Source organism: Streptomyces sp. NPDC002788, from assembly GCF_053592115.1.
Map to the genome: position 1 here is coordinate 92220 of NZ_JBSFVB010000014.1, position 17911 is coordinate 110130.

Consider the following 17911-nt stretch of genomic DNA (forward strand, 5'->3'; position numbering starts at 1 on the left):
CGTGCGGCCGGTCGGCGCCGCGTACGCGACGCGCGGGACGGCCGGAGAGCACGGATGTGGATACGCATGTCGCAGTGTGGGCGCTCTATCGCGGCGGCAGAGGCAGTTCCCTCCTCATTCATCCCTTCGGGTTCCCGAGGCGTCCGCGTCGGCGGATCGGCTGTGACGTCAGCGTTTGCCGCGGACTTCGCTCCTTCGGGGCAAGGCCCGGACGAAGGGCGGCGCCGGGGCGTGGCCGCCAGTACAAAGGCCGCCATGACTGAAGATCACGCGGTGGTGCGTTCGGACGGCGGTTTCTCGCGGCGGAGCTTCGCGGCGGTGGCCGGCACGGCCACGGTGGCGACGGCCCTGACCGGCGGCCCCGCCACCGCTCTGCCCGCACCAGCCGCACCAGCCGCACCAGCCGCACCGGCGGTACCGGCCGCACCGGGCGACAGCCGGGGCGCCGACTTCGACCGGTGCCTCGCCGTCGCCCGCGCACTCCTCGTCCTGGACTCCGACGACCGCCCCCTCGTTCCGCGTTACCAGCGCGTCCTGAAGAAGGGACTGCCGGATCAGCGACGGACCCGTCCCAAGAACGTCCTCGTCATCGGCGCCGGTCCGGCCGGGCTGGTGGCCGCCTGGCTGCTGAAGGAGGCAGGTCACCGGGTGACGGTCCTGGAGGCCAACGGCAACCGCGCGGGCGGCCGCATCAAGACCTTCCGCAGCGGCGGCCACGAGGGCGCCGAGCAGCCCTTCGCCGATCCCCGCCAGTACGCCGAGGCCGGCGCGATGCGCATCCCCGGCAGCCATCCCCTGGTGATGGAGCTGATCGACCAGTTCGGTTTGAAGAAGCGGCGTTTCCACTACGTCGACGTCGACGGCGAGGGACGTCCCGCCGGCCGCACCTGGATCCACGTCAACGGCATCCGAGTGCGGCGCGCCGACTATGCCCGCGCGCCCCGGCGCGTGAACCGGTCCTTCGGTGTCCCCAAGGCCCACTGGGACACCCCCGCCGCCGCCATCCTGCGCTCCGCGCTGAACCCGGTGCGCGACGAGTTCAGTTACGTCGGCTCCGACGGCAAGCGGGTCGACAAACCGCTCCCGGAACGGCTTCGGGGCTGGGCCCGCGTGGTGCAGCGGTTCGGTGACTGGTCGATGTTCCGCTTCCTCACCGAGCACGCGGGGCTCGACGAGCGGACCATCGACCTGATCGGCACCCTGGAGAACCTCACCTCACGCCTCCCGCTGTCCTTCATCCACAGCTTCATCGGCTCCTCCCTCATCAGCCCCGACACGCCGTTCTACGAGCTGGAGGGCGGCACGGCAGTACTGCCGGACGCCCTGCTGGAGCGCGTCCGCAAGCAGGTGCGGTTCGACCGCCGTGTCACCCGCGTCCAGTACCACCACCCCGACCGCCCTTCGCGGGACACCGAGCACGTGCGCAGCAAGGGGCCGAACGTGTGGGTGGACACCGTGTCCGAGGGGCGCGACGGACCCGTCGTCCGCGAGCAGTTCACCGGGGACGTCGCCGTGGTCACGGTGCCGTTCTCCGGGCTGCGCCACGTACAGATCGACCCGCCGCTGTCGTACGGCAAGCGCCGCGCGGTCTGCGAACTGCACTACGACACCGCGACCAAGGTGCTGCTGGAGTTCAGCCGCCGCTGGTGGGAGTTCGACGAAGCCGACTGGAAGCGCGAGCTGAACGCCGTGGACCCGGACCTCTACGACGCCTACCGCACCGGCCGCGCCGCCGACGACGGCAGCCTGCTCGGCGCCCACCCCTCCGTGCCCGACGGGCACATCACGGCGGGTCAGCGCACCCACTACGCCGCCAACCGCTCGATCACCCGCGACCAGCCGGAGGCCGTCGACGTCGTGGGGGGCGGTTCGGTGTCGGACAACGCCAACCGCTTCATGTTCCACCCCTCCCATCCGGTTCCGGGCAGCGCGGGGGGTGTGGTCCTGGCTTCCTACAGCTGGGCGGACGACGCGCTGCGCTGGGACTCCCTGGACGACGAGGCACGGTACCCGCACGCTCTGTGCGGCCTCCAGCAGGTCTACGGCCGGCGCATCGAAGTCTTCTACACCGGCGCGGGCCGCACGCAGAGCTGGTTGCGCGACCCCTACGCCTACGGGGAGGCGTCCGTGCTCCTGCCCGGTCAGCACACGGAGCTGCTGCCCGCCATCCCCGTGCGGGAGGGGCCGTTGCACTTCGCCGGGGACCACACGTCCGTCAAGCCGGCGTGGATCGAGGGAGCCCTGGAATCCGCCGTGCGGGCGGCCCTGGAGGTCCACACGGCGTAGAAGTCGCTGAACCGCCATGCAGGCGAGGGCCCCGGCGCACCGGCGCCGGGGCTCTTCGGTTCCCGGGGTACGGCTTCCCTGCCACCGGGAGCCGCTCCGGTGACGGAGCGGAGGCGGAGGTGCGGGCGGCGACCGCAAAGACCAAAACCTCCGTTGGTTCCGCAAGAGAGACAGCCGGTCGGCGCTCGGTGCAGCATGTGGCCCACATCACCCTCCCCCACAGGGCCTTTACCCACCCGCAACGACGTACCGACAGGTGGTGGCACTCGTGCGCCTGCGCACCCCCCTCGCCCTGCTCGGGGCCGCCGTGCTCGTGCTCGTCGGACCACCGCTGCTGACCACCGGCAGCGGCTCCGAGACCGGCACACAGATCCCGGGCCTGCGCTTCATGGTCCCCAACACGCCCGGCGGCGGTTACGACATCACGGCCCGTACGGCCGCGAAGAACGCCGAGGAAGCCGAACTGACCCACAACATCGAGGTGTTCAACCTGCCCGGCGCCGGCGGCACGGTCGGGCTGAGCCGGCTGGTGAGCGAGCACGGCAACGGCAAGCTCGCCATGTCCATGGGCCTCGGGGTCGTGGGCGCCGTCCGTTCCAACGACGCGCCGAAGACGCTCGGCGACACCACTCCGATCGCCCGGCTCACCGAGGAGCAGGACGTCGTCGTGGTCGCCAAGGACTCCCCGTACAAGACGATCGACGATCTCATCGGCGCCTGGAAGGAGAACCCGGGCAAGCTCCCGGTGGGCGGTGGCTCGTCGCCCGGCGGGCCCGACCACCTCGCGCCGATGCTGATGGCGCGGGCCGCCGGGATTTCCCCGAAACAGGTCAACTACATCCCGTTCGACGGCGGCGGCGAGCTGCTCGCGTCGATCCTCGGCAACAAGGTCGCCTTCGGCGTGTCCGGCGTCGGCGAGTACCTGGACCAGATCAAGGCTGGCGAGCTGCGCCTCCTGGCGGTTACCGGCCCCGAGCGCGTCGAGGGGCTGGACGCGCCGACGCTGAAGGAGGCGGGCTACGACGTGAACTTCACCAACTGGCGTGGCATCGTCGCCCCGCCCGGCCTGACCGACGGGGAGCGCGACAAGCTCGTGCGGCTGATCGAGGAGCTGCACGACTCGGACGAGTGGCGGAAGTCCCTGGAGCAGAACGGCTGGGACGACGCCTTCCTCACCGGTGAGAAGTTCGGCGCGTTCCTCGACGCCGAGGACAAGCGCGTGGTGTCGGTGCTGAAGGAGCTGGGACTGTGACGACGCGGACCACCGGGATTCCCCCGGCCGAACGCAGCGAGCGGCGCGCGTGGCTGCGCGAGCACTCCGAACTCGGCGTGTGCGTGCTGCTGCTGGTACTGGGCGTGCTCGTCCTGACGGACGCGCTCACCATGGACGTCGACATCGCCCAGCGCGGCCCGATCGGCCCGAAGACCGTGCCGATCGTGGTCGGCGCCGGACTGCTGGTGATCGCCGCCCTGCTCGCCGTGGACGTGCTGCGCGGCGGTCGGGGCCAGGCCGAGACCGGCGAGGACGTCGACCTGTCGGAACCCGCCGACTGGCGCACGGTGCTGCTGCTGTCCGGGGTGTTCCTCGGCTCGGCCGTGCTGATCGAGCCGCTCGGCTTTCCCGTCGCGGGCGCGCTGCTGTTCTGGGGTGCGGCGTTCGCGCTCGGCAGCCGCAGGATCGACCGCGATCCGCTCATCGCGGCCGGGCTGTCCCTCGTCACCTACGTGGTCTTCAACAACCTGCTCGGAGTGCCCCTGCCCGGCGGTCCGCTGATGGGAGTGCTGTGACATGGATGCGTTCAACTCCCTTCTGGACGGCTTCGGTACGGCCCTCACCCCGGTCAACCTGCTGTGGGCCGTCATCGGCGTGCTGCTCGGCACGGCGATCGGCGTGCTGCCCGGCATCGGCCCGGCGATGGCGGTCGCGCTGCTGCTGCCGGTGACGTACGGGCTCGAACCGACCGGCGCGTTCATCATGTTCGCGGGCATCTACTACGGCGCGATGTTCGGCGGCTCGACCACCTCCATCCTGCTCAACACGCCCGGCGAGAGCGCGGCGGTGGTGGCGGCCATGGAGGGCAACCCCATGGCCAAGTCCGGGCGCGGCGCGCAGGCTCTGGCGGCGGCCGCCGTCGGGCACTTCGCGGGCGGCCTGATCGGCACGATCCTGCTGGTCGCGCTCGCCCCGACGGTCGCCGAACTGGCCGTGGACATCGGCGCGCCGGACTACTTCGCCATCATGGTGCTGGCGTTCATCGCGGTGACATCGGTGCTGGGCTCGTCCCGCATCCGGGGCCTCGCCTCCCTGCTCATCGGCCTCACGCTGGGCCTGGTGGGCCTGGACCAGATGACCGGCCAGCAGCGCCTGACCTTCGGCTCGCTCCAACTGGCCGACGGTATCGACGTGGTGATCGTCGCGGTCGGTCTGTTCGCGATCGGCGAGGCCCTGTGGGTGGCGGCGCACCTGCGGCGCAGCCCGCCGGAGCCGATCCCGGTGGGGCGTCCGTGGCTGGGGCGCGGGGATGTGGACCGCACGTGGAAGTCGTGGCTGCGCGGCCCGTTCATCGGTTTCCCGTTCGGCGCGATCCCGGCGGGCGGCGCGGAGATCCCGACCTTCCTGTCGTACGTGACGGAGAAGCGCCTGTCGAAGCACAAGGACGAGTGGGGCAAGGGCGCCATCGAGGGCGTGGCCGGCCCGGAGTCGGCGGCGTCGGCCTCGGCGGCGGGCACCCTGGTGTCGATGCTGACCCTGGGCCTGCCGACCACGGCGGTCGCGGCCGTGATGCTGGCCGCCTTCCAGCAGTACGGCATCCAGCCCGGCCCGCTGCTCTTCGAGCGCGAACCCGACCTGGTGTGGGGCCTGATCGCCTCCCTGTTCGTCGGCATGGTGCTGCTGCTCGCGCTCAACCTGCCGCTGGCGCCACTGTGGGCGAAGCTGCTGCGCATTCCGCGCCCGTACCTGTACGCCGGGATCATGTTCTTCGCGGCGGTCGGCGCGTACGCGGTCGGCGGTGAGGTGATCGACCTGGTGATCCTGCTGGTCATCGGCCTGATCGGCTTCGGCATGCGTCGCTACGGCCTGCCGGTGCTGCCCGCCGTCATCGGCGTGATCCTCGGCCCGAACGCCGAGCAGCAGCTGCGGCGCGCCCTCCAGATCAGCGACGGCAGCGTGACGGGGCTGTTCAACACGCCGTTCGCGGTGACGGTGTACGCGGTGATCGTGCTGCTGCTGGCCTGGCCGCTGCTGAGGAAGGCGGTGACGCGCAGGCGCGTGGAGGCCTGACACGCGCGCCGATGCGGGGGCGTGGCTCATCCTGGCCACGCCCCCACGGCATGTCTCAGGGCACCGACTCCGAGGCCCCGTCCGGGAACCGGATCTCCGCGGCCCCGTCCGCGACGACCCGAACCCGGGTCTCCGTGACCAGGGCGTGCGGATCGCCGCACACCGCCGGGTCGGCGCTGAGCACGATCAGGGTGACCAGGAGCCGGCTGCCGCCGGGGTGGTCCGGCAGTGTGAGGCAGGGGGTCGCCGAGTGGCGGCCGTACGCGTTGCTGCCGTGGGCGGGCAGGACCGCCCCCTTCTCGTCGCCCCATCCGTGCAGGCCGACGACCGCGCTGGTCAGGCCGTCCGAGCGGCGCGTCAGCGCCCAGCCGGGGCCGGTCCGGCCGGTCGGCGGCCCGGTGTCGTCGGCGATGGCCCAGCCGCCCTCGCGCACGGGCGTCCCGGGCGGCGCGTCGACGCGGTGCACCCGGACCTCCCAGGGGCCGTGCACCACGCTGACCGTCTCGATGCGGTGCCCTTCGCGGCCGCCCGGGAGCACGGCCCGGTGCCAGGAGGCGGCCCGGCCGCCCTCGACGCCGAGGGGGTGGATCCGGCCGCGCGGGGTGGGCGTGCCATCGGGAGCGAGCAGCGCGATGTGGTTGTCCGGGCCCGCGTGCGGGGGCGGTGGTGTCTCGGGGGCCGTTGCGCTGGAGTAGGCGAACCGGGCGTAGTGCGGGCTGTCGTCCGCTGGGGCCGGCGGGGGTGGCAGGCGGTCGCTGCCGTGGTTGACGAGCCGTACGATCCCGTCGGCCGCGGTGGAGTGCAGCAGCCAGCCCGGCGCCGGCAACGCGAGGCGTACATCGTCCGTCTCGACCGGGCCGGGTTCCTCGGGCTCGGTCCACACGGGGTGGCCGGCGGGCAGGAGCAGGCCGAGGAAGGCCTTGCTCGCCCAGTAGGGGGAGGCAGGTCCCGAGTACCGCTGGGTGACCGGGCGGAAGGGGCCGTACCAGCCGAGGGTGAGCAGCCCGTGGTCGTCGGGCACGCCCCGCTCGGCGAAGTGCTTCAACGCCCCGGAGGCCAGGCGGCGGGTGCGGCCCGGCGGCAGCGGGGTGGCGCCGGCGAGAACACCCGCCCACAGGGGCGCGGTCGTGGCGAACCGGTAGGTGAGGGAACGGCCCTGGTGGACCGGTGCGCCGTCGGCGCCGAAGAAGTGCTGGTGATCGTGGAGGAACGACCGCAGGCGTGTTCGGTGTTCCGCCACCAGCCGGGGGTCGGCGCGCGGCCCCGCGATGCGGGCCCACAGCACGGGGTACAGGTGCAGCGCCCAGGCGTTGTAGTAGTCGAACTTGCGGCCGTCGCCGTCGGTGTACCAGCCGTCGCCGCGGTACCAGTCCTCCAGGCGGGCGAGGCCGGCGTCGATCTCACAGCGGCTGTGCGGGGCGCCGACGGAGGCGAGGAACTCCTCGGTGATGACCTGGAACAGCCGCCAGTTGGAGTCGTTGACGATCGCTCCGACGAAGCCGCCGAGCCAGTCGGCGACCCGTTGCCGTACGCGGTCGTCGAGCCGGTCCCAGATCCAGGGGCGGGTCTCGTGCAGGGCGATCGCGAGGGACGCGGCCTCGACCATGGGCTGGCCCCGGTCGGTGATGGGCGGCCAGCGGTCGGGGCCGTGCGGGTCGGTGCCGGCTGCGAGGCCGGCCGCGTACCGTTCGATCAGGCCGGGTACCCCCTGCCCGCCCGCACCGGCGATGCGGAAGGCCGCCAGGAGGAAGGAGCGGGCGAAGCCCTCCAGCCCGTCGGACCAGGACCCGGAGTGGCTGGGCGGCCCGGGGAGCCGGTACTGGGCGAGGCCCGGGGAGGCATAGGGCGTGAGGGCGTCGAGGAGGCGGTCGGCGACGGCCTCCCAGTGGGCGCGGGTCCAGCCGGTGAAAGGGGAGGTCAGCAGGTCCGGTGGTGGCAGGTGGGGCAGGTTGGGGAGGTGCGTCGGGTCGGGGAGCGACACATGCGGCGCGCTCATGCGGGTGTGGTTCCTCCGATGGTCACAGGGCACGCCCGGGCGGGGGCGGGCCGACGCTGTCGCGGACGACGATGTGGGTGCCGAGCAGGTGGTGGGCCCCGGCGGCGTGCTCGGGGTCGCGCAGCGCGATGCGTACGGCGGCGCGCCCGAGTTCCTCGGCGGGGGTGCGAACGGTGGTGAGCGGCGGGTTGAAGTCCTCGGCGAGCGGGATGTCGTTGTAGCCGACGACGGAGATGTCACCGGGGACGCTCAGCCCGGTGTCGGCGATCGCGCGCAGGGCACCGGCGGCGACCATGTCGTCCCCCGCGAACACCGCGGTGAACTCCCGTCTCCCTTTGAGGAGTTCGGTCATGGCGCGGTGGCCGGCGGCGCGGCCGAGTCCGCAGTCGACGACGTGCGCGGCCTCCGGCGGCAGCCCGTGCTCGGCGAGCGCCGCCCGGTAGCCGGCGACGCGGGCGTCGAGGGCGGTGTTGCCGGGCAGCCCGCCGAGGAAGACGATCCTGCGGTGCCCGGCCGACAGCAGATGGCTGGTGACCGCGTGGGCTCCGGCCTCGTTGTCGAACTCGACGACCAGGGCGGGGACGTCGGGGCCGGGGGCGGGCCGGCCGCACAGCACGAGCCGGGCTCCGGAGGAGTCGAGGGCGTGGGCGTAGTGGGCGACGCGCTCGCGGTAGGCGTCGTCCTCGACGACCCCGCCCACCAGGATCACCAGCCGGGCGCCCTCCTCCCGCATGAGCTGCACGAACTCCATCTCGCGCTGGGCGTCGCCGCCCGTGGCGCCGACCACGCAGAGCCAGCCGCGGTCGGCGGCCTCCGCCTCCACGCCCTCGGCGACCTGGGCGTAGAAGGGGCTGGTGACCTGGCGGACGACGACGGCGGCCATCTTGCGGCCACCGCCGACCAGGGCGCGGGCGTGCGCGTTGGCCACGTAGTCCAGGTCGCGGGCCGCGCGCAGGACGCGGGCCCGGGTCGCGGCGGGCACCGGGTGGTTGCCGCTGAGCGCGCGGGAGGCGGTCGCCGTGGACACGCCCGCCCGCTCGGCGACCTCGCGGATCGTGACCCGCCCCTTGGGACCCATGTCGTTCCCCATCCCCCGCGTCTCCTCTTCCGCCCACCGCTGTTCAGGTGTTGGCCGCGTAGTCCTTCGCGTACTCCTCGGCCATTCTGTCGCCGCCCCGGCTGCGCCACTTCTTCACCGCCGCGTCCCATTCCGACAGCGCCAGACGTCCGGCGATGATCCCGGTGACGGTGTCGTCGAGGAACGTCTGGAGGGTGGCACCCTGGGAGTTGTTCGTCGCGGACTGCAGCCCGAAGGACGCGTTGCGGATGGCGTGCGGTACGACCTTCCGCTGGTAGGCGTGCAGGGCGCGCACGGCGTCGGGCATGCCGGGCACGAACAGCACCTGGGGTCCCTCGGCGAGGTACTTCAACGGCAGGTTGGTGTTGTTCTCCACCTCGCCGAGCTTGGTGGGCACGGGCGAGCCGTCCTTGCCGCGGGCGAAGTGGACGCCCTCGACGCCGTAGTGGACGAGTTCCCACTCCTCGCTGCCGAAGGGCGCGGCGAGGTAGTCGAGGACGCGCAGCAGCAGCTGGATGCGCTCCTTCTTCGCCTTCTTCAGGACGGTGTAGCCGAAGGAGCGGCGGGCGGCGACGATGCCGCCGGCCTCGCCGCCGACGCTGTACGGGAGGGCCGCCGCCGGGTTCATCTTGCCTTTGGACTCCTGGTACTTGGGCAGGTAGGCGCCGAATCCGTCCTGCATGGAGCCCACGGTGCCGTTGTAGTAGAGGGTCGTCAGGTCGATCTGGGAGATGGACGTGGCGTCGGGGTGGTAGGAGCCGTTCTTGCGCAGTTGTGCCTGGAAGGCGATGGACGCCTTGTAGCGTTCGTCGGCCCCCGCCGGAAGGAAGGTGCCGTCCTTGGTGACGGCCCAGCGCTGGGGCGCGTTGTGGGCGGCGGAATGGAAACCGTTGCCGAAGAGGGAGCCGGTGGCTGCCCCGAGCATGTAGGTCTTCCCGCGCGTGCCGCGCCGGGCCACGGCCGTGAAGTCCTCGGCGGTCCAGCCGTCCTTCATGCCCGCGTCGGCGAACATGTCCTGGTTGATCCACAGGGTCGAGCCGGGCAGCGGGCGTTCCAGCGGGATGCCGTAGATGCGCCCGCCGATGCGGCCCATGTCGCGCCAGGCGTGGGTGGGGATGTTGGCGAGATTGGGGTAGTCGGTGATCGCGTCGCCGGAGAGGTACGGCGTGAGGTCCTGGGCGCGGCGCTGCACGAACTGCGCCTCGCGGGGCAGGGTGAAGCCGGCGAACATGTTGATGATGTCGGGCAGGGCCTCGGCGTCACCGGCCATCACGGTCGCCATCTTCTTCTGGTAGTCGGCCTGGGAGATGATCGTGTATTCGATCTTCACGCCGAGGGCCTTCTCCACGGCCGCCCAGAACCGGTTGGCCGAGGCGGGCTTGGGCGGGGTCCCGAAGGAGACGGTCATGACGCGGACGGTGGAGCCGTCGCCGGGGGTGCGCGAGACCGACTTTGCCAGGTCGGACGGGTAGGAGGTGTATCCGGCCTGGACACCCTCCTCGGTCGGGGCGAGGTCCGGTTTCGGGCCGGTGGCGGGCCGGTGGGCGGGCCAGGGGGCGAGCTTCTTCCCGGCGTTGGAGACGTCGCCGTCGTCGGACCCGGAGGAGCAGGCGGTCAGCAGGCCGGGGACGGAGACGGCGGCGCCACCGGCGGCCACGGTACGCAGCAGGGTGCGTCGGGACATGCTGGGCATGGGTGAGTCACCTCGTGTCGGCTTGGGTCAGCTTTTGATGGCGCCGGTGAGCACGCCCTTGGTGAAGTACTTCTGCAGGAAGGGATAGACGAGCAGGATCGGCACGGTGGCGATCACGAGCACCGCCATCTGCACGGTCTGCGGAGCGGTGACGGTGGCCTCGCCGGTGGTCGCGTCGGTGAGCCCGGCCCCGGCCACGACATAGGTGCGCAGCACCTGCTGGAGCGGCCAGTGGTCGCTCTCCAGGTAGAGCGAGGCGTAGAACCAGGAGTTCCAGTAGGCGACGGCGTAGAACAGGCCGACGACGGCGAGCGCCGCCTTGGACAGCGGCAGCACCACCGACACCAGGACCCGCCAGTCCCCCGCCCCGTCCAGCCGGGCCGCCTCGAACAGCTCCTCGGGGACGGACTGGAAGAAGCCGCGCAGGACGACCAGGTTGAAGACGTTGACCAGGACGGGCAGGACGAGCGAGGCGTACGAGTCGAGCAGGCCGAGTTCCTTGACGAGCAGGAAGCTCGGGATCATGCCGGGCGGGAAGAGGAACGTGAAGAGCACCAGCAGCAGGACGGGCCTGCCGCCGAAGACGCCCGGGCGGGACAGCGCGTAGGCCAGGGTCACCGTGCAGCCGAGGCTGAGCAGGGTGCCCACGATCGTGACGCCGGCGCTGACGCCGAGGGCGTGGGTGACGATGCCGCCGTCGAAGATGTCGCGGTAGGCGTCGAGCGAGGGCTCTGTGGGCCACAGCACCCAGCCGCCGTTGTCGACGACCTCCTGGGTGGAGGCGAGGGACGTCGACACGATGACCAGGAACGGCACGCACACCAGCAGCACGACCGCGGCCAGGGCGAGAACCTTCGCGGCCTGGGTGAGCGGCCGGGGCCTCTCCATCCAGCCGGGCCGGGCGGACGCGCTCACCTGTAGACCCCCTGTTCGCCGAGGCGGTGGGCGACCTTGTTGGCCGCGTAGACGAGCAGGGCCCCGACCAGGCCCTTGAACAGGCCCGCGGCAGCGGCGAATCCGTAGTCGCCACCGACGATGCCCTGGTAGTAGACGAAGGTGTCGATGACCTCGGCGGTCTCCGGTCCGACCGCGTCGCGTTGCAGCAGCATCTGCTCGAAGCCGACGGAGAGGATGTCACCGAGCCGCATGATGAGCAGCAGCACGATCACCGGGCGGATGGCGGGCAGGGTGACGTGCCAGAAGCGGCGCCAGGGCCCGGCGCCGTCGATGGCTGCCGCCTCGTACTGCTGCTCGTCGACCTGGGCGAGCGCGGCGAGGAAGATGATCGTGCCCCAGCCGGCGTCCTTCCAGATGACCTGGGCGACGACGAGCGGCTTGAACGCCTCGGGGTTGCCGATGATGTCGACGGTGTGCAGACCGGCCCCGCTCAGGCCGCTGTTGAGCAGGCCGGTGTCCCCGAGCACCTGCTGGAACAGCGCGACGACGATCACCCACGAGATGAAGTGCGGCAGATACGCCACCGACTGCACGAAGCGGCGCACCGAGCTCCAGGTGAGGGTGTGCAGCAGCAGGGCGAGGCCGAGCGGCACCGGGAAGTAGAAGACCAGCTGGAGGAGCGCGATCCAGAGGGTGTTGAGGACCGAGTCCCAGAACGCCGCGTCCTCGAACATGCGCTGGAAGTTGCCCAGGCCCACCCAGGGGCTGCCCCACAGGCCGTCGAACGGCACGTACTCCTTGAAGGCGATGACGTTGCCGACGAGTGCGCCGTAGTGGAACAGCAGGAAGTAGGCGAGGCCGGGCAGCATGAGCAGAAACAACGCCCGGCTCTGAAAACCTTTACGTGAGTGCTTCGTCCTTTCCGGGTGACGGCGATGCGGATCCACCCCCTTCACACCTGCTCGTTCCCGTAAGACCGTTGCCACGGATCCCCCTCACCTCGGCGTGTCCGGTGAGGGGAAGCTAAAACGCTTTCACTGCGCGGTCAACACCTCTGACAGAGCCGGGATTTCCGCCGGGCCGGTGGCGCGGGTCAGGTCGCGAGCAGCTTCCTGCCCAGCCAGTCGGAGGAGTCGCGCACGCCGGGCAGGACGTAGAAGTAGCCGCCGCCCGCCGGGGAGATGTAGTCGACGAGGGGCTCGTCGATCAGCCGGGTCTGCGTGGCCTCGAACTGGCGTCGCACGTCCTGCTGGTAGCAGCAGAAGACCAGACCCATGTCGAGGTTGCCGACGTCGTCGACGCCCCGGTCGTAGTTGTAACCGCGGCGCAGGATGCGGGAGTCGTCGGTCTTCGTGGTGCGCGGGTTGGCGAGCCGGATGTGGGCGTCGAGCGGGATGGCCGTGCCGTGCGGGTCCTTGGCGTAGTTCGGGCTGTCGGTCTCCTTGGCGCCGTCGAGGGGGGCACCGGTGTCCTTGCGCCGGCCGAACATCAGCTCCTGCTCGGACAGCGACACCCGGTCCCAGAACTCGACGAGCATCCGGATGATCCGGACGACCTGGTAGCTGCCCCCGGTGGCCCAGGCGGGTTCGCCCTGCCCGGTGCCGACCCACACCAGGTGGTTCATCTCGCGGGCCGACGCGACGTCCGGGTTGGCTATGCCGTCCTTGAATCCGAGCAGGTTGCGCTGGGTGCCGCTGGGCCGGGGCACGTTCTGGAAGCCGTCGATGCGCCACCTGATCTGCATCGCGCCGCGGGTGTGCTTGGCGATGTCGCGCAGCGCGTGCAGCACGGTGTCCTGCCGGGCCGCGCAGATCTGCAGCGACAGGTCGCCGTGGCACTCGGCGGGGTTCAGGTCGTCGTTGGGGAAGGTCCTCATGGGCGTGAGGCGGCGCGGCTTGGCCGCGGCCAGTCCGTAGCGGTCGTCGAAGAGGGAGGCGCCGACGCCCACGGTGATGGTGAGCGCGTCGGCCGGGACCACCGGGCCGAGGATGCCGTTGTCCGAGGGCGGGGCACCGACCCCCAGGTCGGTGGGGGTGCCGCCGGAGGTGAGGAAGCGGGCCCGTTCGGTGAGGGTGCGCAGCAGTCGGGTCAGTTCCCGGCGGTCGTCGGCGATGACGTCGAAGGAGACGAAGGCGGCGGCGGCCGGTGCGGGGGTGAGGATCCCGGCCTGGTGGGTGCCGTGGAAGGCCACGGGGGCGGCGTCGGTCTGCTCGGCCGCCTGGGCGGTGCCGCTGCCGCTCTCGGCGAGCGCGAGCCCTCCCCCGGCCAGGACGGCTCCGGTGGCTGAGGCACCCAGGGCCGTCTTCACGAAGGAGCGGCGGCCGGTGTGGCCGGGGCAGCCCGGGGGCGGCGTGTCAGCGGAGGGCATGGGGAGGTTCCTTTCTTCTGTGTGGTGCTGCCGGTGCCGGGCGCTCAGGGGTCCTTGCACCATGAGCGTCCGATCAGGTCGCGTGGTCCGGTGCCGTGCACGCAAGGCGCCGGGGTGTCCTGGTAGCGGAGCTGCCTGGGCGTTTCGGCAACGCGGCGAGGTGCGGTGCCGAACCACGCGACCCGGGCGGGCACCGTGCAAGGGCCCCTTACGCGGACTTCCTGATCTCCAGGAGGTCGGGCACCGGCGACAGGTCTTCGAGGAGTTGACCGGTGGCCCCGTCGATCCGGGCCTTCACGGCCGGTTCGAGATGTGCGACGGGAGTCCAGTCGGCCCCGTGACGCTCGGTGTCGAGCAGTTTCTGCAGCCGGGCGATGTCCCCGTCGACGGTGGGGAGCAGGTGCGGGGCCCGGGTGGTGAGCAACGGCCGGAGAGCGGTGAGCAGTTCGCGCGTGCCGGCGAGGTTGGCGTCGGCGGTGGCCAGTCCGGTGCCGCTGCCCTGGTCGGTGTCGCCGGTCAGCTCGAACCGGAGGGTGTTCTCGAGGATCTCGTGGGTGCGCAGGGGAAGGTCGGAGGGGTCGAAGTCCTGGTGCGGGAAGGCCTTCCGCAGCGCGGCGGCGTCGTTGGCCAACTGCTCGGCCGGGTCCTTGAGTTCCGCGGCGTCCTGACCGTGCCACAGCCCGTACTCGATCCGGAGGAAGCCGGTGAAGTCCTTGTCGTGCACGCCGCCCGGCAGTCCGTCGGGCCGTCCGTCGATCTTCTGGTCGAAGTCCTCGAAGGTGCCGTAGGCCGCGCCGAGGGAGGCGTAGGTGCGGTGGGCGGTCAGCCAGTCGGCGCGGGCGGTGTCCAGGTGCCCGGCGCGGACGTCTGCGCTGAGTTCGCGGGTCTGGCCGACGAGAGTGGTCAGCCCCCGGTTCACATAGGCCTTGTACGCCTTGAGCGGCGCGGCGAGGTCCTTCCCGGAGACGGGGACGACGGCCGCGGCACCGGCTGCCCCGCCGACCCGGACGGCCTTGGAGGTGACCGCCTTGCCGTCGGCCGGCACACAGCGCCAGGCGTACGTCCCGCCCGCCACGGTGGCGACGAGGTCCCGGGTGGTGCCGGGGGCCAGGCCCTCGATCTCCCCGTACACCGCGCCGGTCGAGAGGTCGATGAGATACACCTCGGATGTCTGGTTCCCCGTGTTGTGCATCCGGAAGTCCTGCCGGCCCGGCTTCGGCGCGGTGAAGCCCTGCCCGCAGTCCGACGCGGACACGGCGACGGTCTCACCGGCGGCGGGCTTCGGGCGCACCAGGACGACGACGAGTCCGGCCAGCAGGGCGGGGACGGCGACGACGGTGACTTGGATGATCCAGCGGGGCCGGGGCCGGGGGCGGGTGGGCGCGGGGCTGGTGGGCGGGCCGGGCGTCGCGGTGGCGGACCCGGACGGTGTGGCGGTGGCCCGCTCCGGAGCCCCCTGGTCCTGCGGCCGGCGCACCCCGCGCACGAACAGCGGCATCACCACGGCGAGATAGCCGACGTACCCGGCCACCTGAAGCCAGGTCATCGCCGGTGTCAGGTTGAAGACACCCTGGAGCAGGGTGCTGTACCAGGACCCCGCGTCGACGCTTCCGCTCAGGTCGAAGGCGTACGCGGTTCCACCGGGCAGGACCGTGCCCTCCTGGAGATCACGCAGCCCGTAGCCGAGCACGCCCGCGGCGATGACGACGAGGACCACGCCGGTGACGGTGAAGAACCGGGTGAGATCGATGCGCAGCACCCGGCGGTACAGCCCCCAGCACAGGACGGCGGCCAGGACGAGCCCGACGCCCGCGCCGGCCATCGGTCCTGCCGACTCGTCGGCGGTGCGCGCCGTGGTCCACAGGAACAGCGCGGTCTCCAGGCCCTCGCGTCCCACCGCGAGGAAGGAGGTGAGGACCAGGACGCCGGCGCCCATGGTCAGCGCCTCGGTGACCTTCTCCTTGATCTCGCCGGCGAGGCTGCGGGCGGATCGCCGCATCCAGAACACCATCGCGGTGACGAAGGCGACGGCGACGATGCTGAGCGTGCCGCCGAAGGCCTCCTGGGCGGTGGTGGGGAGGGAGGCGGCGGTGAAGGTGAGCACCGCGCCGAAACTCATCGACAGCGTGATCGCGGCCAGCACCCCGGTCCACACCTGCGGCAGACGGGACTTGGCGCCGGCCCGCACAAGGGTGGCGACCAGCACGGAGACGATGAGCCCGGCTTCCAGCCCTTCCCTCAGCCCGATCAGAAAACTCGGAAACGAGTCGTCCCACATCCGCCGCAGCCCTCCCGGCCCTCCGCCCGACGCCACCCGCAACCGAGTTAGCCAAGGCGTGCCTTACTGACGCGGACCATCATGACCCCGACTGTCTGGGCATCCGGTCATGAATGCCTCATGGACCGGCAAAGGTCCGGGGGGCCGGGACCGGCAGCGTCCCGGAAAGGAGCCATCGTGGACCAGTCGGCGGCAGGGCCCCCGGTCGCGGCGTCACGCGGAGTCGCTCACCCCAGGCGTCCGACGGGTTGCTTCACCGAAGGTGTCCGCCGTGTGCTCCCCAAGAGCGGGCGGGGGCAACACGTAGTGCGCCGGGGGCGCGCTCAGCGTGACGGGACCGGCCACCTGCGGGCACTCCGCCCCGCCTCCTGCCCCGGTCACCGTCACGATCCCCGGCAGTCCCAGCCGATCGGCGAACGCGAACGCCTCGCCGAGGGTGTTCACGGGCCCGGCCGGCACCCCCGCGGCCGGCAGCACCGCCGACCAGTGATCCACCCTGCCCTGCCCGGCCGTTCGTCGCGTACGGTCCGGCCGGAACCCGGGTGAAGTCCGCGATCCGCAGTCCTTCAGGGCGCCACGCTCCATGTCCACGTCTGTCTCCGGAGCATCGTCGCCGGTCCGTCCGCCGACCCGCCCCGGCATGATCGGCCTCGCCCGGACCGGACCACGGGCCAACGAGGCATGAGCGACTCACCCACACCCCTTGACGCGTTAATGACAACAATGGCTTGATGACATGGGAGCGCTCCCATCTCCTGGGAAGGGACCACCATGCGCAGAACCCGCCTCACGTCCCCGCACTTACGGCTCGTCCTCCTGCTCGGCCTCCTGGCCGCCCTCCTCCTCCCGCTCGGCACGACGTTCGCACCTGGCGCGACGGCCGCGCCCGCGACGGCGGATCCCGTCCGGGTCATGCCGCTCGGCGACTCCATCACCGGCTCGCCGGGCTGCTGGCGAGCCGTCCTGTGGAACCGGCTGGTGAACAGCGGATACCAGGACGTCGACTTCGTCGGCACCCTCCCCCCGCAGGGCTGCGGACAGGCCCACGACGGCGACAACGAGGGCCACGGTGGTGAGCTGGTGACCACCGTGGCCGAGAAGAACCTGCTGCCGGGGAGGCTGTCCGCCACCCGCCCGGACATCGTTGTCATGCACTTCGGCACGAACGACGTGTGGAGCAGCATCTCCCCGGACCGCGTCCTCGCCGCCTACAGCAAGCTCGTGGCGCAGATGCGGGCGTCCAACCCGGACATGCGGATCCTCGTCGCGCAGCTCATCCCCCTGAACCCGAGCAGTTGCCCCGCCTGCGCGCAGCGGGTCGTCGACCTCAACGCACGGATTCCCGCCTGGGCCGCGGCGACCGGCACGGACCGCTCCCCCGTCACCGTGGTCGACCAGTGGACCGGCTTCAGCACGGCCATCGACACCTACGACGGCGTACATCCCAACGCCTCCGGCGACAACAAGATCGCCACCCGCTGGTTCCCGGCCCTGGCGGCCGTTCTCGACGCCGGCGTCCCGCAGGACCCGGGCGATCCCGGGGATCCGGGCGAGGAACCCGGCGCCTGCACCGCGCGTTTCCGGGCCGTCTCCTCCTGGCAGGGCGGCTACCAGGGCGAAGTGACGGTCACGAACGCCTCCGCCTCCGTCGTCCGGGGCTGGACGGCGACGGTCGTACCGGCGGGCGGAGCCCGTCTCACGCAGCTCTGGAACGGCACCCTCACCGCGGCCGCCGACGGCACGGCCACCGTCACGAACGCGGCGTGGAACGGCACCCTCGCCCCCGGCGCGAGCACCACATTCGGCTTCGTCACCGCCGCCCCGGCAACGGCCGGCACCCCGGCGGCGACCGTCACGTGCACGGCGAAGGTCCCGGCCGCCTGACGTCCGGCACGCCCGGCACAACCCGGCACAACCCGACACAACTTGGCCAACCCGGAACCCAGGCGCGGACACCGACAGGCTCAGAGCAAGCGGTTTCGCCCCAGGGCACCCCCAGGGCGCACCCCGTCCCGTCCCACCCCACCTCCCC

The 17911-nt window shown here is 71.8% G+C and carries 13 protein-coding genes; 5 read left to right on the plus strand and 8 right to left on the minus strand.

Features of this window, described 5'->3' with window-relative positions:
* The first annotated feature begins 255 nt into the window (after nt 1–255).
* From ACWD1U_RS25305 to ACWD1U_RS25320, 4 genes are all read left to right on the plus strand, one after another.
* Nucleotides 256–2286, plus strand: a complete 2031-nt coding sequence (locus ACWD1U_RS25305; protein ID WP_451110762.1) for a flavin monoamine oxidase family protein — start codon at nt 256–258, stop codon at nt 2284–2286.
* A 268-nt stretch (nt 2287–2554) separates the two neighbouring features.
* Nucleotides 2555–3538, plus strand: coding sequence for a Bug family tripartite tricarboxylate transporter substrate binding protein (locus ACWD1U_RS25310; RefSeq protein WP_451110982.1), 984 nt, complete (start codon nt 2555–2557; stop codon nt 3536–3538).
* Complete coding sequence (locus ACWD1U_RS25315; RefSeq protein WP_451110763.1) at nt 3535–4074, plus strand: tripartite tricarboxylate transporter TctB family protein; 540 nt, start codon at nt 3535–3537, stop codon at nt 4072–4074. The genes ACWD1U_RS25310 and ACWD1U_RS25315 overlap by 4 nt, the downstream gene beginning before the upstream one ends.
* Before the next feature lies 1 nt (nt 4075).
* Nucleotides 4076–5569 carry a tripartite tricarboxylate transporter permease gene (locus ACWD1U_RS25320; protein WP_451110764.1) on the plus strand — a complete coding sequence of 498 codons (1494 nt, stop codon included), beginning with the start codon at nt 4076–4078 and terminating at the stop codon, nt 5567–5569.
* A gap of 55 nt (nt 5570–5624) precedes the next feature.
* Here ACWD1U_RS25320 and ACWD1U_RS25325 read toward each other — a convergent pair whose 3' ends face one another.
* The 8 genes from ACWD1U_RS25325 to ACWD1U_RS25360 form a co-directional block, all read right to left on the minus strand.
* The gene (locus ACWD1U_RS25325; protein ID WP_451110766.1) at nt 5625–7565 is read right to left on the minus strand and encodes a DUF2264 domain-containing protein; all 1941 of its coding nucleotides are present in this window, start codon (nt 7563–7565) and stop codon (nt 5625–5627) included.
* Between the two features lie 22 nt (nt 7566–7587).
* Nucleotides 7588–8643, minus strand: coding sequence for a LacI family DNA-binding transcriptional regulator (locus tag ACWD1U_RS25330; RefSeq protein WP_451110983.1), 1056 nt, complete (start codon nt 8641–8643; stop codon nt 7588–7590).
* 43 nt (nt 8644–8686) lie between these two features.
* Nucleotides 8687–10336 (minus strand): extracellular solute-binding protein, encoded by a 1650-nt coding sequence (locus tag ACWD1U_RS25335; protein WP_451110767.1) that lies wholly within the window; start codon nt 10334–10336, stop codon nt 8687–8689.
* A gap of 27 nt (nt 10337–10363) precedes the next feature.
* Nucleotides 10364–11251 (minus strand): carbohydrate ABC transporter permease, encoded by an 888-nt coding sequence (locus tag ACWD1U_RS25340; RefSeq protein ID WP_451110768.1) that lies wholly within the window; start codon nt 11249–11251, stop codon nt 10364–10366.
* Nucleotides 11248–12102, minus strand: a complete 855-nt coding sequence (locus tag ACWD1U_RS25345; protein WP_451110985.1) for an ABC transporter permease — start codon at nt 12100–12102, stop codon at nt 11248–11250. The genes ACWD1U_RS25340 and ACWD1U_RS25345 overlap by 4 nt, the downstream gene beginning before the upstream one ends.
* A gap of 224 nt (nt 12103–12326) precedes the next feature.
* The gene (gene efeB, locus ACWD1U_RS25350; RefSeq protein ID WP_451110769.1) at nt 12327–13601 is read right to left on the minus strand and encodes an iron uptake transporter deferrochelatase/peroxidase subunit; all 1275 of its coding nucleotides are present in this window, start codon (nt 13599–13601) and stop codon (nt 12327–12329) included.
* 208 nt (nt 13602–13809) lie between these two features.
* Nucleotides 13810–15879: an iron uptake transporter permease EfeU gene (gene efeU / locus ACWD1U_RS25355; RefSeq protein ID WP_451110771.1), complete on the minus strand. Its 2070-nt coding sequence runs from the start codon at nt 15877–15879 to the stop codon at nt 13810–13812.
* Nucleotides 15880–16092: 213 nt separating this feature from the next.
* Nucleotides 16093–16464 carry a CoA transferase gene (locus ACWD1U_RS25360; RefSeq protein ID WP_451110987.1) on the minus strand — a complete coding sequence of 124 codons (372 nt, stop codon included), beginning with the start codon at nt 16462–16464 and terminating at the stop codon, nt 16093–16095.
* Between the two features lie 186 nt (nt 16465–16650).
* On the opposite strand from ACWD1U_RS25360, the gene ACWD1U_RS25365 reads away from it, so the two are divergent.
* Nucleotides 16651–17763: a GDSL-type esterase/lipase family protein gene (locus tag ACWD1U_RS25365; protein ID WP_451110773.1), complete on the plus strand. Its 1113-nt coding sequence runs from the start codon at nt 16651–16653 to the stop codon at nt 17761–17763.
* The last annotated feature ends 148 nt before the right edge of the window (nt 17764–17911 follow it).